23 protein-coding genes and 1 tRNA gene are annotated in these 23,228 nt (G+C 66.6%); 19 read left to right on the forward strand and 5 right to left on the reverse strand.

Going from position 1 to position 23,228, the window contains the following annotated elements; genetic code table 11:
* Positions 1-210 precede the first annotated feature (210 nt).
* Together murI and ACV4UX_RS09180 are read left to right on the forward strand one after the other, a co-directional pair.
* Positions 211-1,020 (forward strand): glutamate racemase, encoded by an 810-nt coding sequence (gene murI / locus ACV4UX_RS09175; RefSeq protein WP_491593007.1) that lies wholly within the window; start codon positions 211-213, stop codon positions 1,018-1,020.
* A 152-nt stretch (positions 1,021-1,172) separates the two neighbouring features.
* Positions 1,173-1,400 (forward strand): hypothetical protein, encoded by a 228-nt coding sequence (locus tag ACV4UX_RS09180; RefSeq protein WP_491593008.1) that lies wholly within the window; start codon positions 1,173-1,175, stop codon positions 1,398-1,400.
* On the opposite strand, the gene ACV4UX_RS09185 is transcribed toward ACV4UX_RS09180, so the two are convergent.
* Genes ACV4UX_RS09185 through ACV4UX_RS09195 form a run of 3 tightly spaced genes read right to left on the reverse strand, consistent with a single transcriptional unit; the run spans position 1,375 to position 4,198 of the window.
* Complete coding sequence (locus ACV4UX_RS09185) at positions 1,375-2,340, reverse strand: chemotaxis protein (protein WP_491593009.1); 966 nt, start codon at positions 2,338-2,340, stop codon at positions 1,375-1,377. The two genes, ACV4UX_RS09180 and ACV4UX_RS09185, sit on opposite strands and share 26 nt — an antisense overlap.
* A gap of 15 nt (positions 2,341-2,355) precedes the next feature.
* Positions 2,356-3,207 (reverse strand): 4-hydroxy-3-methylbut-2-enyl diphosphate reductase, encoded by an 852-nt coding sequence (gene ispH, locus ACV4UX_RS09190; protein ID WP_491593010.1) that lies wholly within the window; start codon positions 3,205-3,207, stop codon positions 2,356-2,358.
* Positions 3,194-4,198, reverse strand: coding sequence for a tRNA dihydrouridine synthase (locus ACV4UX_RS09195; protein ID WP_491593011.1), 1,005 nt, complete (start codon positions 4,196-4,198; stop codon positions 3,194-3,196). Before ACV4UX_RS09195 ends, ispH begins: the two co-directional genes overlap by 14 nt.
* Positions 4,199-4,424: 226 nt before the next feature.
* Between ACV4UX_RS09195 and ACV4UX_RS09200 the strand changes: the two genes are divergently transcribed.
* From ACV4UX_RS09200 to ACV4UX_RS09250, 11 genes are all read left to right on the forward strand, one after another.
* Entirely contained in the window at positions 4,425-5,351 is a 927-nt protein-coding gene (locus ACV4UX_RS09200) for a branched-chain amino acid transaminase (RefSeq protein WP_491593012.1), read from the forward strand.
* A gap of 44 nt (positions 5,352-5,395) precedes the next feature.
* Positions 5,396-7,222, forward strand: coding sequence for a DNA polymerase III subunit gamma/tau (dnaX, locus tag ACV4UX_RS09205; RefSeq protein ID WP_491593013.1), 1,827 nt, complete (start codon positions 5,396-5,398; stop codon positions 7,220-7,222).
* A 27-nt stretch (positions 7,223-7,249) separates the two neighbouring features.
* The gene (locus ACV4UX_RS09210; RefSeq protein WP_173086998.1) at positions 7,250-7,561 is read left to right on the forward strand and encodes a YbaB/EbfC family nucleoid-associated protein; all 312 of its coding nucleotides are present in this window, start codon (positions 7,250-7,252) and stop codon (positions 7,559-7,561) included.
* A 225-nt stretch (positions 7,562-7,786) separates the two neighbouring features.
* Complete coding sequence (recR, locus tag ACV4UX_RS09215) at positions 7,787-8,392, forward strand: recombination mediator RecR (RefSeq protein ID WP_491593014.1); 606 nt, start codon at positions 7,787-7,789, stop codon at positions 8,390-8,392.
* 4 nt (positions 8,393-8,396) lie between these two features.
* On the forward strand, positions 8,397-10,571 hold the full coding sequence (gene recD2 / locus ACV4UX_RS09220) for an SF1B family DNA helicase RecD2 (protein ID WP_491593015.1): 2,175 nt from the start codon (positions 8,397-8,399) through the stop codon (positions 10,569-10,571).
* A 21-nt stretch (positions 10,572-10,592) separates the two neighbouring features.
* Positions 10,593-11,552, forward strand: a complete 960-nt coding sequence (locus tag ACV4UX_RS09225) for a lysylphosphatidylglycerol synthase transmembrane domain-containing protein (RefSeq protein WP_491593016.1) — start codon at positions 10,593-10,595, stop codon at positions 11,550-11,552.
* Positions 11,549-12,358: a bifunctional hydroxymethylpyrimidine kinase/phosphomethylpyrimidine kinase gene (gene thiD, locus ACV4UX_RS09230; RefSeq protein ID WP_491593017.1), complete on the forward strand. Its 810-nt coding sequence runs from the start codon at positions 11,549-11,551 to the stop codon at positions 12,356-12,358. Before ACV4UX_RS09225 ends, thiD begins: the two co-directional genes overlap by 4 nt.
* A 16-nt stretch (positions 12,359-12,374) precedes the next feature.
* Positions 12,375-12,457 (forward strand) — tRNA-Leu (locus tag ACV4UX_RS09235).
* Positions 12,458-12,704: 247 nt separating this feature from the next.
* The gene (locus ACV4UX_RS09240) at positions 12,705-13,961 is read left to right on the forward strand and encodes a tyrosine-type recombinase/integrase (protein WP_491593018.1); all 1,257 of its coding nucleotides are present in this window, start codon (positions 12,705-12,707) and stop codon (positions 13,959-13,961) included.
* A 50-nt stretch (positions 13,962-14,011) separates the two neighbouring features.
* Entirely contained in the window at positions 14,012-14,290 is a 279-nt protein-coding gene (locus tag ACV4UX_RS09245; protein WP_491593019.1) for a type II toxin-antitoxin system RelE/ParE family toxin, read from the forward strand.
* Positions 14,291-14,306: 16 nt separating this feature from the next.
* Complete coding sequence (locus ACV4UX_RS09250; protein ID WP_491593020.1) at positions 14,307-14,609, forward strand: HigA family addiction module antitoxin; 303 nt, start codon at positions 14,307-14,309, stop codon at positions 14,607-14,609.
* A 276-nt stretch (positions 14,610-14,885) separates the two neighbouring features.
* On the opposite strand, the gene ACV4UX_RS09255 is transcribed toward ACV4UX_RS09250, so the two are convergent.
* Both ACV4UX_RS09255 and ACV4UX_RS09260 read right to left on the reverse strand, forming a co-directional pair.
* A complete protein-coding gene (locus ACV4UX_RS09255) occupies positions 14,886-15,365 on the reverse strand; it encodes an Ivy family c-type lysozyme inhibitor (RefSeq protein WP_491593021.1) in 480 nt (159 codons plus the stop codon).
* Between the two features lie 45 nt (positions 15,366-15,410).
* Complete coding sequence (locus ACV4UX_RS09260; RefSeq protein ID WP_491593022.1) at positions 15,411-17,156, reverse strand: histidine kinase dimerization/phosphoacceptor domain -containing protein; 1,746 nt, start codon at positions 17,154-17,156, stop codon at positions 15,411-15,413.
* A 237-nt stretch (positions 17,157-17,393) separates the two neighbouring features.
* Here ACV4UX_RS09260 and ACV4UX_RS09265 point away from each other — a divergent pair, with 237 nt between their 5' ends.
* From ACV4UX_RS09265 to ACV4UX_RS09290, 6 genes are all read left to right on the forward strand, one after another.
* Positions 17,394-18,101 carry a FadR/GntR family transcriptional regulator gene (locus ACV4UX_RS09265; RefSeq protein ID WP_491593023.1) on the forward strand — a complete coding sequence of 236 codons (708 nt, stop codon included), beginning with the start codon at positions 17,394-17,396 and terminating at the stop codon, positions 18,099-18,101.
* An 18-nt stretch (positions 18,102-18,119) separates the two neighbouring features.
* Positions 18,120-19,535, forward strand: a complete 1,416-nt coding sequence (gene uxaC / locus ACV4UX_RS09270; RefSeq protein WP_491593024.1) for a glucuronate isomerase — start codon at positions 18,120-18,122, stop codon at positions 19,533-19,535.
* A gap of 53 nt (positions 19,536-19,588) precedes the next feature.
* A complete protein-coding gene (locus ACV4UX_RS09275) occupies positions 19,589-20,572 on the forward strand; it encodes a TRAP transporter substrate-binding protein (RefSeq protein ID WP_491593025.1) in 984 nt (327 codons plus the stop codon).
* 116 nt (positions 20,573-20,688) lie between these two features.
* Positions 20,689-21,114, forward strand: coding sequence for a TRAP transporter small permease (locus ACV4UX_RS09280; protein ID WP_491593026.1), 426 nt, complete (start codon positions 20,689-20,691; stop codon positions 21,112-21,114).
* 10 nt (positions 21,115-21,124) lie between these two features.
* A complete protein-coding gene (locus ACV4UX_RS09285; RefSeq protein ID WP_491593027.1) occupies positions 21,125-22,408 on the forward strand; it encodes a TRAP transporter large permease in 1,284 nt (427 codons plus the stop codon).
* 16 nt (positions 22,409-22,424) lie between these two features.
* Entirely contained in the window at positions 22,425-23,222 is a 798-nt protein-coding gene (locus ACV4UX_RS09290) for an SDR family oxidoreductase (protein ID WP_491593028.1), read from the forward strand.
* The last annotated feature ends 6 nt before the right edge of the window (positions 23,223-23,228 follow it).

A 23,228-nucleotide genomic window follows, 5' to 3' on the forward strand; every position in this document is an offset into this window, starting at 1 on the left:
AGCCGCCCGCTCACTTGAGCGGGCGGCTTGCTTTGTTGCTAACAATACTGTTCAACCCCGCGAAGAGCTCTTCAGATTATCGTGACTTCCTCGTGGTTCTCTCTTTGAAGTCGAGAGCCAATGGGGGCTTTGGGTCTGCGAGAAAGTGGTTGCGGTCGTTCCCGGTGTGTGGTCAGACCCGGGCAGTCCTCAACAGGGAAGTCAAGCACCATGCATATCGCACCATCATCGCCCATCGGCATCTTCGACTCCGGCGTGGGCGGGCTCACCGTGGCCCGGGCGGTCATGGAGCGCCTTCCACGCGAATCCATCGTCTACTTCGGAGACACGGCCCGGGTGCCTTACGGCGTGAAGTCTCCCGACACCGTGGCCCGCTTCGCGCGCCAGATCGCGGAGTTTCTGCTGGCCAGGGACGTGAAGATGCTCATCATCGCCTGCAACACCATGGCGGCCGTGGCCTATGAGGAAATTCGCGCCATCTCCCCGGTTCCTGTTCTGGAGGTGATCGACGCCGGGGCGCGCACGGCCGTGGCCCGCACGCGCAACCGTCGCATCGCCGTGATCGGAACCCCCTCCACCATCGCTTCCGGGGCCTACCTGGAGGCCATCGAACGCCACGACGACTCGGGCATGTTCATCGCCGCACAGGCCTGCCCTCTCTTCGTGCCCCTGGTGGAGGAGGGATGGCTGGACCACCCCGTGACGCGCCTCACCGCATTCGAATACCTCACCCCGCTCCTGGCCCAGAACGTGGACACCCTGGTGCTGGGCTGCACGCACTATCCATTGCTCAAACCCATGCTGGCCTCGGTGATGGGGCAAGGCGTGCGTCTCGTGGATTCGGCCGAGGCCGTTTCGGAGCGCGTGGAGGACCTGTTGCGGGCCATGGACCTGGAAAACCCAGGCCCTGGCGAGCCCGAGCACGTCTTCCACGTCACCGACGTGCCCCAGCGCTTCCGGGAGGTGGGGGAGCGCTTCCTTGGCCGGAAGCTGGGCACGGTGCTCGTGGAGAGCATCTAGGGGCGTGACGGCCCGAGATGTCCCCACTTCTCATGTTTTTTTCTGTCCAGGAGAGTCCCAATACCCTGTCGACATCGGCAGCATCGTGAGAAAGGTCCGCCATGGCATGCGTCGCCGCCGGGACGCGAACCTCAACCCGCTGGAGGTGGAACATGGCCAACGGCAAGACAGTCATGGTTATCCGCGATGAGGACGTGACCATCCGCAAGAAGCAGGCCCCGCCGTCGCGCGCGCAACGCGACCGCACGGTCTACACGCGCAAGGAGAAGCACCGGCGATCGAAGCCGGAACGGCACGAAGAAACGCCCGGCAGGCAGAGCCCGTCGGGCGTTATCGTTTTCAGGGGTGGTCGGCTCAGTCGGCCAGTCGCTCCTCGATGAGCTTCTTGGCGCGCAGGGCCAGCTGGCTCACCTCGGGCTTGGAGATCTGATCGTCCGCGCCCACGGCCACCCCCTTGTGGCGCAGCTTGTCCGTGATGAGCGATGAGAACAGGAGCACGGGCAGAACGCGCAACATGTTGTCGTCCTTGATGCGTTTGGTGAGGTTGTGGCCGTCCATGGTGGGCATTTCGATGTCGGAAACCACCACCTGCACGTAATCCGTGATGCTCTTGCCCTCTTCCTCGGCCTTCTGCTTGAGGATTTGCAGGCGCTCCCAGGCCTGGAGACCCGTGGTGACCACCTCCACGTCGAAGTTGGCCTTTTCCATGAGGTCGCGCAGCATCTCGCGGATGAGGGCCGAATCGTCGGCGATGAGGGCGCGGTAGCGGTTGCTGGAGCGCCAGTCGATGCTGGTGTCCAGGCGCAGGCCCAGCTGGGGGTTCAGGTCGGCCACGATTTTTTCCAGGTCAAGCAGGAAGACGATGCGGTCCTCGAGCTTCACCACACCCGTGATGGATTCCCCCGAGAGAGTGGAGACGTAGTTGTTGGGCGGTTCCACGGCCTCCCACGAGAGGCGGTGGATGCGCGTGACGCCCGACACCATGAACGCCGTGGTGACCTTGTTGAATTCCGTGACGATCACCTTGGGCGATTCCAGTTCCACGCGGCTCTTGTCCAGCCAGACCGAGAGGTCCACCAGGGGGATGATGTGGTTGCGCAGGTTGAAGGCCCCCAGCACCGAGGGGTGCGACACCTCGGGCAGCGCCGTGATCTTGGGCAGCCGGATGATCTCCAGCACCTTGGCCACGTTGACCCCGTAGTAGCCCTTGTAGGACTTCTTGTCGGCCGGGGCGTCCTCGGACACGGCCTCGTCGAGGAAGAACTCGACGATCTCGAGTTCGTTTGTGCCGGCTTCCAAAAGAATGTTGGTCTGGGCCATCGAAGTCCTCCAAGTCTAGAGCGTGCGCAGGGCCGATTCCACGGCATCGATTATCTTCTTGGGGGTAGATGCCCCCGCTGTCAAGCCGATGCGTGCGAGCCCGCGCATCTTTTCAAGCGGCAGTTCGGCGGCGGTCTCCAGCAGGGCGCAGGGCGTGCCCTGGGACTGGGCTACCTTGGCCAGGCGACGGGTGTTGCCGGATTCGCGTCCGCCCACCACCACCATGAAGTCCACGGACCGGGCCAGGGCGATGGCTTCGGCTTGGCGCTTCTGGGTGGCGTCGCAGATGGTGTGCAGCACGGGGATGGTGCGGCCCAGCGTGGTGAAGATGTGGTCGCGGATGCGCTCGAACTCCTCCTCGTCCTGGGTTGTCTGGGCGGCCAGGAAGTAGGAGTCGGCCCGTTCGAGGCTGTGCCCCTGCAGTTCATCCAGACTGTCGAAGATGATGGCCCCGTGGGATGCGTGGGAGAGCAGTCCGCGCACCTCGGGGTGGGCCTCCTCGCCGTAGAGCAGGAGGATGCCGCCCGCGTCGGCCTGCCGGGCGATGAGCTTCTGCGCCTTGGTCACCTTGGGGCAGGTGGCGTCGGCGATGACGGCCCCGCGCGCGCGCAGTCGCTCGAACACGCCCTTGGGAACGCCGTGGGCGCGGATGAGCACCACGGCCCCGGGCTCGATGGCCTCGGGGTCCTCGCAGAGGCGCACCCCCCGCTCGGCGTATTCCCTGAGCACCTGCGGATTGTGGATGAGCGGGCCGAAGGTGTAGAGGGGCGCTTCGGACGCGTTGCCGGCCAGGAGTTTGTCGAGCTTGCGCAGGGCCAGGTCGACCCCCATGCAGAAACCGGCCGTCTCGGCCCTAAGAACGTCCATCCCATTCCTCCCTGATGTGCGCCCCGTGCAGCCCGCTGGGCGCGGACGCCGACGCGGCGATGGCCTCCACGATCTCCTCCAGGCGCTCCCACGAGGTACACGATGAAGCCTCCTGGCGCAACGCGCGCGCGCCCAGGAGCCCCCGCACGTAGCGCGGCACGATGGAGCGCATGCGCAGAAGAGACTTCTCCGGCCTGCCGTGCACGCGGATGAGTTCGGCGTGGCGCCGCACCAGCCTTGCGATCTCCGGCCCGGAGGGCGCGGCCCGCGTGCCCGACAGGAAGTGGCGGAACACGGCAGGGTCGTAGAGCGCGCCCCGGGCGAACATCACGCCGTCCACGCCGGTGGCGGCCAGGCAGCGGTGGGCGTCGTCTGCGGTGAAGAGATCGCCGCTGGCCAGCACCGGCACGCGGGACTGGGCCTTGAGCCGCGCCAGATGCTCCCAGGCCGCCGTGCCCGAGTAGCCCTGGCGGGCGTGCCTTGGGTGCAGGGTCAGCCAGCCCGCGCCCTCGTCCTCCAGGGCCCGGGCCAGCTCGAACACCAGGGGCTCGGGCTCGCCCCAGCCCAGGCGCAGCTTGACGCCCACCCTGCCGGGACCTGCCCTGGAGGCCATGATCCGCACGATCTCGCGCAGCAGCGTCGGCTCGCGCAGGAGCGCCGAACCGCACCCGGCCTTGACCACCTTGGGCACGGAGCAGCCGCAGTTGAGGTCGAAGTATTCGTAGCCGTGCTCCAGGAGGTGGTCCATGGCGCGCTCGAACATCTCTGGTTCGCAGCCGAAGAGCTGCACCACCAGGGGGGCGTCGCCGGGCAGGGTGTTCAGGAGGTCGCGCGTGCCGTGGGAGTGGAACACCAGCCCCTTGGCGCTGACCATCTCGGTGACGGCGCAGGCGGCCCCGTACTCCCGGCAGAGCAGGCGGAAGGGCAGGTCGGAATATCCGGCCAGGGGTGCCAGCCAGGGCAGGCCCGGACCGATGGGGGGGTGGCTCATGAAGGCCGGTTCCTCGGGGCGTGGAGTGGGCGGGAAGGAGCCCCGCGCGGCCGCTTAGTACCCGCTGGAGGCCGCGAAGGCAACAGCGGCGGCCCCCGGGACAACGGGCTCCGTCCGCCCGTTGCGGCCCCGCGCCCGCCTTGACCTGGACGGGGCTTTTGCCTATCCGTAGCCGTTCAGGCCCGGCACGTCCCGTGTCCGTATGATCCTAATCAAAGAGGAACCTATGTCGCCGAAATCCGAGCTGATCTGGTTCGATGGAGCGCTTGTGCCCTGGGAAAAGGCCCAGGTGCATGTGATGACCCACACGCTGCACTACGGCGTGGGCGTGTTCGAGGGCATTCGGGCCTACAAGAGCGCGGGCGGCGGCTCCGCCGTGTTCCGCCTGGCAGAGCACGTGCACCGGCTCTTCGATTCGGCCAAGATCGTGGAGATCAAGATTCCCTACACCGAGGCCCAGGTCACCGAGGCCATCCTCCAGACGCTCAAGGCCAACAAGATGGTCGAGGGCTACATCCGCCCCATCGCCTTCATCGGCACGGGACAGTCCATGGGCGTCTTCCCGGGCAAGAACCCCATCCACACGGCCATCTGCGTCTGGCCCTGGGGCGCATACCTGGGCGACGAGGCCCTGGAGAAGGGCATCCGCATCCGCACGTCGTCGTTCACGCGCCACCACGTCAACGTGATGATGACCAAGGCCAAGGTCTGCGGCAACTACGTCAACTCCGTGCTGGCCAAGAACGAGGCCCTGGCCGACGGCTACGACGAGGGCCTGCTGCTCGACACCGAGGGCTACGTTTCCGAGGGTTCGGGCGAGAACATTTTCATGGTGGTGGACGGCGTGATCAAGACCCCGCCCTTGACCTCCATCCTCTCGGGCATCACCCGCGACTGCGTGATCACCCTGGCCAGGGACCTGGGCTACGAGGTGCGCGAGTCGCGTTTCACCCGCGACGAGCTCTACACCGCCGACGAGGCCTTCTTCACCGGCACCGCCGCCGAGATCACGCCCATCCGGGAACTCGACCGCCGCGTGATCGGCCTGGGCAAGGCCGGTCCGGTGGCCAAAGCCATCCAGAAGGAGTTCTTCAAGGTGGTCAAGGGCGAGAACACCAAGTACGCCTCCTGGCTCTCGGGCTACGAACTCTAGAAGATCCATCGCCGGGGGAGGACGGTCCCTCCCCCGGACCCAGCATGTCCAGCCAGAGCCTTACCGCCAAATACCGGCCCCAGCGCTTCAGCGAGGTGGCCGGGCAGGAAGCCGTCAAGACCATCCTCTCGCGCGCCTCGGCCGAGGACAAGGTTGCGGCCGCCTACCTCTTTTCCGGCACGCGCGGCGTTGGCAAGACCACCCTGGCCCGCGTCCTGGCCAAGGCCCTCAACTGCCTCAAGGCCCCCACCCCGGAGCCCTGCAACGAGTGCGCCCAGTGCCGCCAGATCACCGCAGGCGTCTCGCCCGACGTGGTGGAAATCGACGCAGCCACCCACGGCAACGTGGAGGAGGCCCGCCGCCTCAAGGAAGACATCGGCTACGCGCCCCTGCAGAGCCGCTACAAGGTCTTCATCATCGATGAAGCCCACATGCTCTCCAAGGCGGCCTTCAACGCCCTGCTCAAGACCCTGGAAGAGCCGCCGGGCCGCGTCACGTTCATCCTGGCCACCACAGAGCCCCACAAGATCCTGCCCACCATCGTCAGCCGCTGCCAGCACTACGTGTTCAAGCGGCTGCTCCAGCCCGAGCTGGAGGCCCACCTGGGCGCGCTGCTCGATCGCGAGGGCATCGCTTTCGAGCCACAGGCCGTAAGCCTCATCGCACGGCGCGGCGCGGGGAGCGTGCGCGACTCCATGTCGCTCCTGGCCCAGGTGCTGGCCATGGGCCGCGAGACCCTGCGCGAGCAGGACGTGCGCGACGTGCTGGGCCTGGCCGGGCAGGATGTCTTCCTGGCCCTCATGCAGGCCTTCAAGGACCAGGACTGCCTGGAGGTGAGCAGCGTGCTGCGTTCCGTGCTGGACCGGGGCCTGGACATCGGCTTCTTCCTGCGCGAACTGGCCGCCTGCTGGCGCGACATGTTCCTCCTGAACCAGGCGGGCGAAAAGGCCCTCCCCACCCTGGAACTCACCGAAGAGGAGGGCAGGCAGTGGCTCGCCTGGGCCGGGCTCTTCGACGCCCGGCACATCCACGCCTGCTGGCAGATGACCCTGGAAGGCCAGCGCCGCGTGATGACCAGCCTGGAGCCCGCCATGGCCCTGGAGCTCCTGCTGCTCAACCTGGCCTATGTGCCCAGGCTCCTCTCCCTGGAGGTCCTGGATGCACGTTCGCGCCAGGCCCCCGGCAGCGCCGGTCCTGGAGCGGGCGGGCAGAACGCCGCGCCCCGGCCCGCGCCTGCGCGCCCGGCCCCCTCCGGCGCGCAGCCGCCCTACGGGGCGCAGCCCCAGGGCGGACGCTACGTCCCTCCCGCGCGGCCCGACGCCCAGGCCGCACCGCGCCCAGGCCCCTACGGCGCGCCCGGGCAGGCCCAGGGAGCGGTCCCGCCACGGCCTGCGGCCCCGGCGTCTCCGGCGGCGGCCCATGCTCCGGCCGACCCGGAGGACCCCGACGCGGAGCCCGACGTCGAAGACTTCGACCAGTTCCAGGCGATCCCGGCCGTCTCGGCCAAGCCCCTCGGGCCGGCCACATGGAAGGGCTTCGTGACCTACGCCCGGCACGAACTGCGCGAGAATGCGCCCCTCAAGGTGGCCGTGTCCCAGCTTTCGGGGGCCTACGAGGACGGCGGGCTCCACGTGGAGGGCAACGATTTCCAACTGCGCCAGTTCAAGGACAACCGCCAGAACCTGGCCGCGCTCCAGGCCCTGGCGGACGCCTACTTCGCCCGGCCCGTGCGCATCGGCTTCGGGGCCGCCGCGCCCAGGGCGCAGCTTTCCCAGAAGGAACTCAGGACCAGGGCCGAGAATTCCGCCCTGTTTCAGGAGGCGCGCGAAACCATGGGGGCGTACATCATCGACGTGCGCTCCAAGGCGTGACGCCCGAAACCACCACCGGAGGAAACCATGAAAGGCATGGGTGACATGCTGCGTCAGGCCCAGATGATGCAGCGCAAGATGCAGGAAATCCAGGAAGACATGAAAAAGCGCACCGTGGAGGCCACCGCCGGGGGCGGCATGGTCACCGTGGTGGCCACCGGCGCGCAGGACATCGTGTCCATCGCCATCGACAAGTCCGTGGTGGACCCTGCGGACGTGGACATGCTCCAGGATCTGGTGCTGGCTGCGGTCAACGACGCCCTCAAGAAGGCGCGCGACCTCCAGCAGTCCGAGATGGCGGGGCTCACCGGGGGCCTGAAGATTCCCGGTCTCTTCTAGCGTCGCACGGCGGAAAACCGGGACGCTCGGAGCGCGCCGCAGTTCCCTTGTTTCCTGGCGCCGTCTTGTCCGCGCGCCGTGATGGTGTGCGCGGACAAGGCCGCCGGCCAGCGCCAGAGGGCGGCCCGGGCGGCCGGTCCATGAAGCAGACGGGCCGGAGGGCGCAAGCCCCTTGCGGCCCGCCACGCGGGCGCAGCGCCGCCCGACAACCCGAACCGGACATTCATGAAAGCACTGCCCAAGCCGTTGGCCGATCTGGTGGCCGAGCTCTCCTCGCTGCCGGGGCTCGGCCCCAAGTCCGCGCTGCGCGCGGCCCTCACCCTGCTCAAGTGGCCCAAGGCCCGCACCCAGGGCCTGGGCCGCGCCATCCACGACCTGCGCGAGAACCTCTTCCTCTGTTCCTGCTGCGCCGGGCTGGCCGAGTCCGACCCGTGCCCCATCTGCGCCGACCCCGCCCGCCACGCCGAACAGCTCTGCCTGGTGAGCGAGTGGGACTCGCTGCTCTCCCTGGAGGAGACCGGCCTCTACAAGGGCCGCTACCTCATCCTGGGGGGGCTGCTCTCGCCCCTGGACGGCGTGGACCCCGGCAGCCTGGAGTTCGAGCGCTTTCAGGCCCGCCTCTCCGAGGGCGCGGTGCAGGAGGTGATCCTGGCCCTGGGCTCCACCCTGGAAGCCGAGGCCACGGCGAGTTTCGTGAAGAACCTCGTGGAACGCTCCCATCCGGGCGTGCGCCTGACCCGCCTGGCCCAGGGCATCCCCCTGGGAGCGGAGGTCAAGTATGTGGACCGCGAGACGCTCAAACAGTCCATGATCCACCGCCAGAACGTCTAGGACCATGCCCAGCGAAATCACCTGCGAGGTGCACACCGTCACCTTCTTCAACGACTCCACCGGCTGGCTGGTGGCCAAGGTGCGCGCGCCCGGCGAGCCCGGCACGGTGAGCATCGTGGGCGTGATGGGCCAGGTGACCCCGGGCGAGACGCTCAAGCTCACGGGCGAGTGGACCACCCACCCGCAGTACGGCCGCCAGTTCGCCGTGGAGCGCTTCGAGCAGCAGATGCCGGCCTCGCTCACGGGCATCAAGCGCTACCTGGAGTCCAAACAGATCAAGGGAGTGGGGCCGGTGCTGGCGGGCAAGCTCCTGGCGGCCTTCGGCGACAAGGTGCTGGAGGTGCTGGATGAAGCGCCCGAGAAGCTTCTGAAGGTGAAGGGCGTCACGCCCCGCGTGCTGGAGAAGATCACCAACAGCTGGAACGAGCAGCGCGAGGTGCGCGGGCTCATGCTCTTCCTCCAGACCCACGACGTGCCCACCACCTTCGCCCAGCGCATCTTCAAGCACCACGGCGCGGGCGCGGTGCAGAAGCTCAAGGAGAATCCCTACGGGCTGGCCCACGAGATCCAGGGCATCGGCTTCAAGACCGCCGACGCCATGGCCCTCAAGCTGGGCTTCGCCCACGACTGCCCCCAGCGCCTGGAGGCGGCCATCGTCTACGGGCTTTTCAACCTCTCCGACGCGGGCCACCTTTTCGCGCCCAGGGACAAGCTCCTGGAACGCGTGGACGCCCTGCTGGGCGGCGTGGGCGCGCACCTGCTGGACGAGGCGCTGGAGAACCTGGCGCTGCAGAAGCGCGTGCGCGTGGTGGACCTGCCCCAGCAGGGCATCGAGGAAGCCGTCTACCTCACCCATTTCTACAACTGGGAGCGCGAGATCGCCGAGCGCCTCCACGCCATCGCCAGCCACCCGGCGGCCTCTCTCTCGGAGAAGGTGACCAAGGCCCTGCCCGCCGTGGAGGCCGAATCGGGCATCACGCTCTCCAGCGAGCAGCATCTGGCGGTCTCCCAGGCCTGTTCGGGCAAGACCTTCATCATCACCGGCGGGCCGGGCACGGGCAAGACCACCATCACCCGCGCCGTGGTGCGCGTGCTGGACCGCCTGGGCCTCAAGGTGAAGCTCTGCGCCCCCACGGGGCGCGCCGCCAAGCGCATGAGCGAGGCCACGGGCTTTCCGGCCTCCACCCTGCACCGCCTCCTGGGCTCGGAACCCGGCGGCAGGTTCTCCCACAACGAGGAGAAGAAGCTCAAGGCCGACGTGGTGGTGGTGGACGAGGCCAGCATGCTCGACGTGAGCCTCTTCCTGAACCTCCTGCGCGCCCTGCCCCTCACGGCGCGCCTGGTGCTGGTGGGCGACGTGAACCAGCTCCCCTCCGTGGGCCCCGGTAACGTTCTGGGCGATCTGCTCGACTCCGAAACCATGGAGCAGGCGCGCCTGACGCACATCTACCGGCAGGCCCTGGAGTCGATGATCGTGGTCAACGCCCACAGGGTCAACGAGGGGAGGCTGCCGGTGCAGTCGCCCAAGCCGCCGCCGGACGCCGATTTTTTCTGGGTGGAGTGCGACGACCCCCTGGACGTGCAGGCGCGCATCATCGACCTGGTGGCCACGCGCATTCCGCGCACCTACGGTTTCGACCCGCTGCGCGACATCCAGGTGCTCTCGCCCATGCACAAGGGCGAGGTGGGGGCCCAGGCCCTCAACGAGCTGCTCCAGGCGCGGCTCAACCCCCACGGCCGCGAGGTGATCCGGGGGAAGTCGCGCTTCCGCGTGGGCGACAGGGTCTTGCAGATGCGCAACAACTATGAAAAGGACATCTTCAACGGCGACCTGGGGTGGGTCGTGGAGGCCGATCCCCGGGAACAGTCGCTCACGGTGGATTTCGATGGCCGCATCGTGCCCTTCGAGTCGGCCGAACTGGACGAGCTGGCCCTGGCTTATGCCGTGAGCGTGCACAAGTCCCAGGGGAGCGAATACCCCGCCGTGGTGATGCCCGTGGTCACGCAACATTTCGTGATGCTCAAGCGAAACCTCATCTACACGGCCCTGACCCGCGCCCGGAAGCTGGCCGTGATCCTGGGCGCGAAGAAGGCCCTTTCCATAGGCCTGGGCGCGGTGGGCGCCTCCAAGCGCCACACGCACCTGCGCTACCGGCTCCAAGAGAGCTTCAACCGCTAGCCTGGACCAAAAAACACGCACATGCTCGTGAAGAAAACCGTCAGCCTGGCCCTGCGCGTGGGCCTGGTCGGAGCCTGTCTGGTCTACGCCTTCTGGGGCGTCAATTTCAGGGAACTGGGGGGGGCCTTCGCCCGCTTCGACGCCACGGCCCTCGTGGTCACCACGTTGCTCTCCTTCCTGGGGTGGGGGGCCATGGCCCTGCGCATGCACTTCCTTTCGGGCTACACCTGCGGCAACTGGGTAGGGCTCAAGGCCTTCGTGCTCTCCATGGCCGTGAACAACGTGGTGCCCGCCAAGCTGGGCGAGCTGGCCAAGGCCTTCTACCTGCGCAAGGAGTGCGGCTATTCCCTCAGCCAGTCCATCAGCATGGTCTTCTGGGAGCGCTTCTTCGACCTGAACGCCATCCTGGCCATGGGTCTTGTGGTGGCTTTCCACTTCAAGCTCAAGATGGCCTTCTTCCCCCTGGCCGTAGGCGTCGGCTCCATCTGGGCCTGCCTGTTCTTCGTTCGCAAGTGGCCGGAGAAGGCCGAGAAGATCATCGCCCTGGTGCCCGTGGCCAGGCTGCGGGAGTTCATCTACGAGGTGAAGCTCCAGCTGGTGCACGGGGTGACCCTGCGCTACCTGATCGTCCTGGGCTTCTACACGGCCCTGGTCTGGGCGCTCTACGCCATCCCCACCTTCATGGTCATCTCCTGGGTGGCCGGGCTCAAGCTGACCATGGGGCAGATCCTGGCCGTGTTCATCCTCTCGGCCCTGGGAATGGCCATGCCCTCCTCGCCCGGCTCCGTAGGGGTGTTCGAGGCGGCAGTGATCTTCGGGCTGGGGCTCTTCAAGGTGGACAAGGAACTGGCCCTGGCCATCGGACTGGTGATCCACATGATGCAGTACATCCCCACCACCGTGACCGGGCTGATGGTGCTGGCCAAGAGCGGCCTCTCGCTGCGCAACCTGCGGCGCAGCGAGGAGGGGCTGGACGCATGAGCCCGCGCCCCTGCGTGCTGACCATTGCCGGGTCCGATTCCGGCGGCGGGGCCGGCATCCAGGCCGACCTGAAGACCTTCATGGCCCACCGCTGCTACGGCGCGAGCGTTGTGACGGCGCTCACGGCCCAGAACACCCGGGGGGTGACCGGCATCCACGCCCCGGACCCTGGCTTTGTGGCGCTCCAGCTGCGCACCGTCCTGGAGGACATCCCCGTGGGCGCGGCCAAGACGGGCATGCTCTTCTCGGCGGCCATCGTGGAGGCCGTGGCGGCGGGGCTCGAGCGCAAGCGCTTCCCCCTGGTGGTGGACCCGGTGTGCATCTCCCAGAGCGGGCACGCTCTGCTCAAGGGCGACGCCCTGGACGCCCTGCGCCGACGGATGCTGCCCCTGGCCGACCTGGCCACGCCCAACCGCCCCGAGGCCGAGGCTCTGGCCGGAATGGCGGTCACGGACCGCGAGAGCCTCTTCGCGGTGCTCGAGAAGCTCCTGTCGTTCGGCCCCCGGGCGGTGCTTCTCAAGGGCGGACACATGGAGGCCCGGGACGGCGAGCTCATCGACTGGCTGGCCCTGCCCGGGCAGGAACCCGAGCCGCTTCCCGTACCCCAGGTGGACACCCCGCACACCCACGGCACGGGCTGCGCCCTGTCGGCGGCCATCGCCGCGCGCCTGGCGCGGGGAGAGGCCCTGCGCGAGGCCGTGCGCGGCGCCCAGACCTTCCTGAACCGAGCCTTGGCGTCCGGTTTCGCCGTGGGGCGCGGCGCTTCGCCCCCAGACCATCTGGCGGATTTCGGCAAGTCGTGCTAGGGCGTTTCGCCCCGAAGCGAGAGTGGCGGAATTGGTAGACGCACCAGATTTAGGATCTGGCGGGCAACCGTGGGGGTTCGAGTCCCCCCTCTCGCACCAAATGACCATCCAGAATCGTCCGAGATAGTCCGAAACACGCTGAAATAACAGGAAAGCCCGGCCAGAGATGGTCCGGGCTTGTCCGGTTTGGTCCATTGACATCCGCGTTTTTTGGGGCACTTGATGTGACATGCCCCATTGATTGACCCGTTTTTGGGGCACCTGCTTTCAACTGGCCGTCTTCCATGAAAAATTTCTGATCATGTCGCAAGGGACTATAATCGCTTGAAAAAGGACTCGAACCGCCATGGCAAAGAAAGTCCTCCCCCTGACGGACACGGCCATCCGAAACGCCAAGCCCCGGAGCAAGGCTTTCAAGCTCACAGACGGGGCAGGGCTTTACCTGGAAATTCTTCCCACTGGCGGCAAGTCCTGGCGCTTCAAGTATGTCTTCTCCGGGAAGGAAAAGCGGATGGTGTTCGGCCTGTGGCCGGACGTGAGCCTGAAACAGGCTCGTCAACGCCGCGACGAAGCCCGCGCCCTGGTGGCTGATGGCGTGGACCCGGGCGAGAAGCGAAAGCAGGACAAGGCCGAAGAGAAGGCTCAGGCCGAAGAGGATGCCAACACCTTCGAGAAGGTGGCCCGTGAGTGGCACGCTCGTCAGGTGGCCGTCTGGAGCCAGGGGCACGCGGACAAGGTGATGACCATCATGGGCCAATACCTGTTCCCGGCCATCGGGAGCGTGCCCATTGCCCAGCTACGCGCCCCGGCTATCCTGCCCTTGCTGCGCGAGGTGGAGGTCAAGGGCATCAACTACACGGCCAAGCGCCTGCGCCAGTACTGTGAGGCCGTGTTCACCTATGCCGTGGCCGTGGGGCTGGCTGAAAGGAATGTGGGGACTGACCTCCGGGGAGCCCTGGCCCCCTGCCGAACCAAGAACCGCCCGGCTATCACGGAACCTAAGGCTGTGGGCAAGCTTTTGCGAGCCATGTGGGGATACGAGGGCAGCCCAGTCACATTGGCAGCCCTTAAGCTGTCCGCGCTCCTGTTCGTGCGCCCCGGCGAGCTTCGTCAAGCAGAGTGGGTGGAAATCGACCTGGACGCGGCTGAAGGCCCCCGCTGGCTCATTCCTGCCGAGAAGATGAAGATGCGGACGGCCCATTACGTGCCCTTGTCCCGTCAAGCCGTGGAGATCATCGAAGACCTTCGCCCGCTGACCGGCCACGGGAGCTACCTGTTCCCCTGCAACCGCACTGCGGGCCGGTGCATGTCCAACATGACCGTAAACGCGGCCCTGCGGCGGATGGGCTACGAGCAGGGCGAACACTGCGCCCACGGCTTCCGGGCCATGGCGTCAACGCTCCTGAACGAACAGGGCTGGCCCTCGGACGTGATCGAGCGTCAGCTTGCCCACGTGCCCCGCAACAAGGTCCGGGCCGTCTACAACCGGGCCGAACACCTTCCAGAGCGACGGAAGCTGATGCAGGCCTGGGCGGACTACCTGGACGCCCTCAGGAAGGGCGGCAAGGTGGTCCCGCTGCACCGAGAGGCGGCAGAGGCGTAGCCCTCGGAGGGCGGTTGCCAGTCTGGACACGTGCAACCAAGGTGGTTACAGTGATTCGGAGCTTCAAACACAAGGGCCTGGAAGTGCTTTTCCTCGATGGCTCCACCAGGGGCATTCAGGCCAAGCACGCCCAGAAGCTGACGGACATCCTGGATTTGCTCGACAACGCCCGGCGGCCCGAGGACATGGGTTACCCCGGTTCGGGCCTGCACCCCCTCAAGGGGAACCGGGCCGGGTTTTGGGCGGTGAAGGTGTCCGGCAACTGGCGGCTGATATTCCGCATGGAGCAAGGAGACGCCCACGATGTTGACTACCTCGACTACCACTGAGCCGCTACGGCGGAAGATGGCCCGCAAGCCTTCCCATCCTGGCGGCATCCTCAGGCGCATGTACATGGAGCCCTTGGGTCTGACCGTGACCAAGCTGGCCGAAGCCCTTGGGGTGTCTCGAAAGCATCTGTCCGCCGTGGTCAACGAACGTGCGGGGGTGACGCCGGACATGGCCTTGCGGCTGTCCAGGGCCTTCAACACCACGCCGGACCTGTGGCTGAACATGCAGCAATCGCACTCCCTGTGGTGCGCCGAACATGAGGCCACGGGCTGGGAAAAGGTGGTTCCCGTTCCCATGGAGACGGCACCCAACAGCTAGGCCGAGGCGTAGCCGACTTTCCCCGCCCTAGGGTAGCTCCCGAAAAGCCGCGTCCCTGGCGGCCTGGGTGTGGTTCGTTTAGGGGGAGGCTGGAGGGAGTGGGATGATTGTCCGCCATTTCGAATCTACCGGAAGAGAGTTAGATAGCTCTCCTCTGTTTTGGTACTTGGAGTATAGAAAGCGCAACTCTGATCTTCAGCGTCCACGGCATCCTGGACGTCAATCCATCGCGTAGCGCGTCCAGTTCGCCCCCTGCGGCCACACGGCCGCCCTCTCCTATTTGTCGCCGAACCGGCGGTAGCAGCCGATGGTCTCCTCGCAGGCCCCGCCCTCGATGCGGCGCGGCGTCGAGCTCACCCAGGTGTGCGTCACAGCCTGGAGCTTGGCGTCGAATTCGCTCACGCAGAGCTGGAGGCTGCCCCGGGACATGTCGACGAAGAGCACGGCATTGTGGTCGCCGCAGTCGTGGGGCTTGCACAGGGTGGCGATGAGCACCTCGCCCGAACGCCTAAACGGCGTATTCACCGTCCAGCCCAGCACCTTGCGCAGCCACCGGGCATCCAGCGAGCGCGCTGCCAGGGCCTTCACGTTCTTCTCCTCGAAAAACGATCCGTACTTTCCTGGATAGCCCAGGGGATAGCGGCCTTCCCAGGCTGCCAGGTAATCCAGTGGGGGGCCGGAGGACTTGCCGGGCTCCGCGCGGGTCGCGGTGGACAATGCCAGAACCAGGATGAGGGCCGGAAGGATGGCGCGCATGGAGGATCTCCGCGTTGGGGTTCTCGTGTCGCCCTTTGAGGCACGTCAGGCCGTCGGACCAGGAATGTGGAAGACGAACTCGGTCCCGCCGTTGGAGCGCAGTTCCATGTTTCCGCGCAACTGGCCCACCAGCGTGCTCACGATCTGCAGGCCCAGCGAGGTGGCGAGTTCCGCCTTGAAGCCGGGCGGAAGCCCTCGGCCGTCGTCGCGGACGGAGAAGGTCAGCTGGTCGTCCTCCTGGACTCCGCTCACCTCGATGCGTCCGGTCGCGCGTCCCGCGAAGGCGTGCTTCAGGGAGTTGGTGGCCAGTTCGTTGAGGATCAGCCCGAAGGGGATGGCCTGGTCCAGGCTCAGGTTGATGGGCGGGATGTCCACCGAAAGGGTGACCGCCGACTCCGTCCTGCAGGAGGCCAGCAGCCGGGAGAGAAGCGTTTCCACATAATGGCGCACGTTGATGCCGGAGAGGTCCCCTGAGCGGTAGAGTTGCTCGTGGACGAGGGCCATGGACATGACGCGGCACTGGCAGTCGCCCAGCACGCGCAGGGCGTCCTGGTTGTCGACGCCCTGTCCCTGGAGGCTCAGCAGGCTGCACACGATCTGGAGGTTGTTCTTCACGCGGTGGTGGATTTCGCGCAGGAGCACCTCTTTCTCGTGCAGGGAGGCCGAGAGGGTGTCCTCGGCGAGCTTGCGGTCGGAGATGTCGTTGGCGAAGCCCAGGATGCGGTCGTCCGAGAGCTTCACGGCAGAGACCTCCCACCAGCGCACCGCGCCCTCCCGGGTGAGGTAGGGCAGCACGCCCACGGTGGCCCCTTTGGCCGCGACGTTCTCCAGGTGCAGACGGCCCACCCGGCGGGCGTTGCCCGGCAGGAGGTCCAGCAGGGTGAGGCGCAGCAGTTCGACGCGCGTGTGGCCGGTGACCTCGCAGGTCATGGGGTTCACGTCCACGAGACGGCCCTGGCCGTCGGCGATGAAGATGGCCAGGGGCGCATGCTGGACATACATCCGGTAGCGCTCCTCGCTCTCGCGGATGCGGCGGGCGGACTCCCGGGCGATGCGGGTGGCCTTGTCGCGCAGGCGCTCGTTGAGCCAGAGCACGCCCGTGGAAAACCCGATGAGAACCACGCCGGACAGCAGGATGAGCGTGTAGCGGGTGCGCGTGCCGGCCTCGGCGGAGGCCAAGGTCGGCGCGTACTGGTCAAGAGGCACCGTGACGCTGATGCCGCCCCGGATGTCCCCTTCCTTGTAGCCCTGGCGGGCGTGGCACTTCAGACAGGGTTTCTCGGTGACCATGGGGCGCATGAAGCGCAGCACGGGACGCCCGTTGTCGTCTTCGAAGGAGGTGAACTCCGGAACCCCTTCCAGGAACGAGCGCAGGGCCTGGGCCTCCCAGGGCGCGGGGGCGTTGGCCGGACGGATGGGGTCGAGGCTGGTGATGTGCCCCATGAGGCCGGTGGCCTCCTGGGAGATCTCGTGGACCATGCGGGTCATGTAGGCTGGGTTGACGAGGGTGAGGCGCTTGCCGTCCGGGGTCGTGATGTCCCGGCCGGGCACGTCGAGATGTTCGTTGGGGCGCAGCGAATCGCTGACCTCGGCGTACACGCCGCCCTGTTTGGCGGCCCATCGCCGGTAGGTGACGTCCTTGTCGTAGGCGATGCGGGCCTCGGTGAGGGCCGCGAAGCGCATGGAGCGCACGTCGTCCTTGAGAGCCTTGGAGTAGAGGGCGTAAAGGCAGCAGCCCCACGCCAGAAGCGCGAGAATGTTGAAGAGGATGATCCGGCGGTAGTGTCCCATGAGGCCTTCGGTCGTCGCCGATGCGGGCCGCGCGGCAGTTGCTGAAAGGCGGACGCAGGGTTGGGCCGCGCAATTTGTCCGCAGGGATTTCTGTGCGCGTATATCATTTTTCACGCTGGAGCAATTGCGGCGAAGGACGAGCGGGCCGTCGTGTCGGGACGCAAAAATTGGTAATGCCACTTGACCAAATGCGGCCTTGGTGCAACATTGGCCAAACCAATTTGTCGAGGTCGGGCCATGATCCTCCAGCCTGTCGAAAGCCAGAGACTCTACCAGCAGGTCGCGAGCCAGGTGGCCGAGGCCCTGGCCGGACGGGAATGGCAGCCCGGGCAGCGCCTCCCCTCCGAGCGCGACCTGGCCATGCGTTTCGGCGTGAGCAGGCCCACCATCCGCGAGGCCATCATCGCCCTGGAACTCCAGGGCCTGGTCGAAGTGCGCACCGGGTCGGGCATCTTCGTCAAGGACCTGCCCGCCGAGCCCGGGCAGGCCGTCCGCGCCTCCATGGACCAGGGGCCCAGCCCCTTCGACCTCATCGCCGCGCGCATCGTCATCGAGGGGGAGCTGGCCGCCATTGCCGCCCGGGACATCACCTCCGAGGAGATCGAAGGTCTGGCCGAGGCCATCGACAAGATGGAGGCGGACATCGAGACGGGAACGCAGGAGGTGCTCTCCCACGAGGATGGCGACCTCCTGTTCCATGCCCGCATCGCGGCGGTCTCCCGCAATTCCGTCCTGCGCTCCATCGTGCAGGACCTGTGGGAAGGCATGCGGCACCCCCTTTTCCAGGCCATCTGCAGGAAAGTGAAACTGCCCAGCAACGCCAGGCGTGCGGCCAAGGACCATCGAGTCATCCTGGACAGGATCGCCGTCGGGGACGCCGAGGGCGCGCGCGCGGCCATGCGCCGTCACCTGGAGCAGGTGCGCCGCGTGCTGCTGGGCGAATAGGCCTCCAAAGGACCCCCCATGAACACGAACTGGACCATGCACGAGGACAGGCTGCTCCCGGCAGACCCCGGAACACGCAGCATAGCCCGCAGGCTCTACGCCGAGGTGAAGGACCTGCCCATCGTGAGCCCCCACGGCCACACCGATCCCCGCTGGTACGCCGAGGACGTCCGCTTTCCGGACCCGGCCGCGCTCTTCCTCATCCCGGACCACTACGTCTTCCGCATGCTCCACAGCCAGGGCGTTCCCCTGGAGGCTCTGGGCGTGCCCCGCGCGGACGGCGGCCGCACCGAAACCGACCCGCGCGCCATCTGGCGCCTCTTTGCCGAGAACTACCACCTGTTCAGGGGCGCCCCCTCGCGCATGTGGCTGGAACACGTGTTCCTGCACGTGTTCGGCATCGAGGAGCGCCTGGACGCCGCCAACGCGGAGAGCTTCTACGACCGGCTGGCCGCCAAGCTGGCCCTGCCGGAGTTCCGCTGCCGGGCGCTCTACGAGCGCTACAACATCGAGGTGATCGCCACCACGGATTCGCCGCTGGACTCCCTGGAGCATCATCAAGCCGTGCTGGACAGCGGCTGGAAGGGCAGGGTGGTCCCCACCTTCCGCCCGGACCCCTGCGTGGACCCGGACTTCGAGGGCTTCGCGGCCAACGTGGCCAGCCTCGGCCAGCTCACCGGCGAGGACGTCGGCTCGTGGAAGGGCTACCTGCGCGCCCTGGCGGCCAGGCGGGAATTCTTCAAGTCCAAGGGGGCCACGGCCACGGACCACGGCCATCCCTCGGCGGCCACGGCCGATCTCGACGCCGCGGAGTGCGAGCGCCTTTTCGGGAAGGCCCTGTGCGGCGCGGCCACCCCGGCCGAAGCCGAGCAGTTCCGGGCCCAGATGCTGACCGAGATGGTGCGCATGAGCCTGGACGACGGACTGGTCATCCAGATCCATCCCGGCTCCTTCCGCAACCACAGCCTGGACATCCACACCCGGTTCGGGCGCGACAAGGGCGCGGACATCCCCTCCCGCACGGACTTCGTGCGCGCCCTGAAGCCCATGCTGGACAGGTTCGGGCACGAGCGCGGCCTTACGGTGATCCTCTTCACCCTGGACGAATCGGCCTACAGCCGGGAACTGGCCCCCCTGGCCGGGGTGTACCCGGCCCTCCGGCTGGGTCCGGCCTGGTGGTTCCACGACAGCCCCGAGGGCATGACGCGCTACCGCCGCATGGTCACGGAGACTGCGGGCTTCTACAACACTGTGGGCTTCAACGACGACACGCGGGCCTTTCTTTCCATACCCGCCCGGCACGACGTGGCCAGAAGGGTCGACTGTTCCTTCCTGGCCGACATGGTGGCCACCCACCGTCTGGACGAGGACGAGGCCGTCCTCCTGGCGCGGGAGCTGGCCTATTCCCTGGCCAAAAAGGCTTACCGCCTTTGATTCGCGCGGATCGATTCGGTCGACGAGACACCCGGTTCCACAAGGAGGAACACATGGTCACGAAAGCGATGCGGTTTCTGATGGCGGGCGCGCTGATCCTGTCCCTGGCGGGACAGGCCTTCGCCCAGAACAAGGTTTCCCTCAGGAGCGCCGACACCCACCCCGAGGACTATCCCACGGTCCAGGCCGTGAAGGCCATGGCCAAGACGCTCGAAGAGCAGTCCAAGGGCCGCATCACCTTGAAAGTCTTCCCGGGTCGCCAACTTGGCGAGGAAAAGGACACCATCGAGCAGACCATCGCGGGCGCCATCGACATCAACCGCGTGAACATGGCTCCGCTCAACAGTGTGGCCCCGCCCACAGCCATTCCCGGCCTGCCTTTCATCTTCCGCTCCGTGGAACACATGCACAAGGTCATGGACGGCCCCATCGGCGACCAGATCCTGGACTCGCTGGAGCCCTACGGCCTCATCGGCCTGTGCTTCTACGACTCGGGCGCGCGGTCCTTCTACAACTCCAAGAAGCCCATCAACACGCCTGAAGACATGAAGGGCATGAAGATCCGCGTGCAGAACTCCGACCTGTTCGTCTCCATGGTGGCCGCCCTGGGCGCCAACGCCACGCCCATGGAGTTCGGCCAGGTGTACGAGGCCCTGTCCACCGGCGTCATCGACGGCGCGGAGAACAACTGGCCCTCCTACGAGTCCACCCGCCACTTCGAGGTGGCCAAGTTCTACTCCCTGGACGAGCACTCCATGTCCCCGGAGGTTCTGGTGGTCTCCAAGGCGACCTGGAACAAGCTCTCCAAGGAAGACCAGGCCCTGCTGCGCAAGGCCGCCAGGGAGTCGGTGCCCGTGATGCGCAAGCTCTGGGCCGAGCGCGAGGACAAGGCCCGCAAGGTGGTCGAGGCCGCGGGCAGCAAGATCAACACCGTCAACAAGGAGCCCTTCATCAAGGCCATGGCTCCCTTGTACGACAAGTTCGCCAACACCCCCCAGCTCAAGGACCTGGTGACGAAGATCCAGGCCGTTCAGTAGGCACGGATGCCGCCGGACGCCGCCCTGGCGGCGTCCGGCCCCCCATCAAGGAGACCACCATGACGTCCGCGCTGGAAAGACTGACGGCATTCAACGCCCGGGTCGCACGTCTGTGCATGCAGTTCAGTGCGATAGGGCTTGTCTATTGCACAGTTGTCATCGGGTGGCAGATTTTTTCGAGATACATCATGAACGACAGCCCGCAGTGGTCCGAGACGTCGGTCCTTTTCGTCATGGTGTGGTTCATCATGGTCGCTGCCGCAGCCGGGGTGCACGAGAAGACGCACATAGGCATCTCCTTCACCCTGGACCTCATGCCCCGGCCCATGCGCAAGGCGTGCTCCATGCTCATCCATCTGGTGGTCGGGACGTTCGGCGGGTGCATGGTCTTCTTCGGCTGGCAACAGGTGATGACCACCTGGGGCCATGTGATCCCCACCCTGGGCATCTCCACGGGCCTGAGCTACCTGCCTTTCCCGGCGGCCGGGATGCTCTTCGTTCTCTTCAGCATCGAGCATTTCTGGCGCGCGGCCAGGGACTAGGAGGGGCGACATGGAACTCTGGGTGCTGTTCGGCTCCTTCCTGGTTCTCATGCTCATCGGGGTGCCCATCGCCGTGGTGCTGGGCGTCTCCAGCCTGATCACCATCATCTACATGGACATTCCCCCCATGGTGGTGTTCCAGCGCATGGCCTCGGGCATGAACTCGTTTTCGCTCATCGCCATCCCGTTCTTCATCTACGCGGGCGAGATCATGCAGTACGGCGGCATCTCCGACCGCCTGGTGCGCCTGGCCAACGGCATGGTGGGTCACATCCGGGGAGGTCTTGGCCTGGTGAACGTGGTGGCCAGCATGTTCTTCGGCGGCATCTCGGGCTCCGCCGTGGCGGACGCCTCCGCCCTGGGCACCACGCTCATCCCCATGATGAAGCGCAAAGGGTTCGGCACGGACTACGCCGTGAGCGTCACCGTCACGGCCGCCACCATCGGGCTCATCATTCCGCCCAGCCACAACATGATCATCTATTCCATCGCGGCGGGCGGGACGGTTTCCGTCACCAACATGTTCCTGGGCGGATTCGTCCCCGGGGTGCTGGTGGGCCTGTGCCTCATGGCCGCCGCCTACATCATCGCCGTGAAGCGCAACTACCCCCGCGAGCCCTTCCCGGGGTTCGCGGCCCTGCTGGCCTCCTTCTTCGGTGCGCTGCCGGGCCTGCTCACCGCCGTGATCATCATCGGCGGCGTGCTTTCCGGCATCTTCACGGCCACGGAGTCCTCGGCCATCGCGGTGCTGTACGCGCTGGCGGTCACGGCGCTGGGCTACAAGTCCCTCAAGTGGGAGGATTTCAAGCGGGCCACGGTCAACGCCGCGCGCACCACGGCGCTGGTGCTGCTGATCATCGGCACGGCCGCGTCCTTCGGCTGGCTCCTGGCCCTCAACCAGGTGCCCGCAAAGCTCTACGAGGTCCTGAGGGCCGTGTCCGACAACCCCTACGTGATCATGTTCATCGTGAACGCCATCCTGCTCTTCCTGGGCACGTTCATGGACATGGCGCCGCTCATCATCATCTGCACGCCCATCTTCCTGCCGGTGATGAAGGCAGTGGGCATGGACCCGGTGCAATTCGGCATCATGCTCATGATCAACCTGGGCATCGGCCTGTGCACCCCTCCGGTGGGGTCGGTGCTGTTCGTGGGGTGCGCGGTGGGCAAGATCAAGATCGAGGAGGCCATGCGCGCCATCTGGCCGTTCTACGCGGCGATGGTCGTGGCGCTCATGGCGGCCACCTACATCCCCTGGATAACCCTCATCGTGCCGAAAATGTTCGGCAAATAAGCCGGGGAGAACCCTCATGCGCACGAAGGAAACGGGAGATTTTCTGGCCGGACTGTTCGGCATGTCCGGCAGGACGGCCGTGGTGGTGGGCGGAACGGGCGTGCTCTGCGGGGCCATGGCCAAGGGGCTGTGGCAGGCGGGCTGCCGGGTCGTGCTGGTCGGCAGGGACGAGTCCAAGGCCCGGGCGCACCGCGAAGCCTGGGGCGCGTCCGAGGACGAGGTGCTCTTCGCCAGGGCCGAGGCCACCAGCAAGGCAGATCTTCAAGCGGCGCTTGAACTTTCCCTGGACCGTTTCGGCGGCGTGGACGTCTGGGTGAACGGGGCGGGCGTCAATTCGGCCACGCCTTACCTGGAGATCGCCGAGGAGGAGTTCGAGCGCATCGTCCGCACGAACCTCCTCTCCGTGCACCTGGGGTGCCAGGTGGTCGCCTCCCACTGGACTGGGGCGGGCAGGGGCGGCTCCATCATCAACCTGAGCTCCATGTCCGCGCTGAGGCCCTTGTCCCGGGTGTTCACCTACAGCCTCACCAAGGCGGCCGTGTGGAACCTGACCCAGAACCTGGCCCGCGAGTGGGCAGGCAGGGGCATCCGGGTCAACGCCCTGTGTCCGGGCTTCTTCCCGGCCGAGCAGAACCGCAAGGTGCTCGACAAGGACCGCATCGCCTCCATCATGCGCCAGACCCCCATGGACCGCTTCGGCGAGGCGCAGGAGCTTGTGGGCGCAACCCTCCTTCTGGCGTCGGACAAGGCGGGCAGCTTCATAACCGGAGCCAACCTCGTGGTGGACGGCGGATTCGCCGTCACTTCGATCTGACGGAGC

The organism is Fundidesulfovibrio sp. (assembly GCF_058402725.1).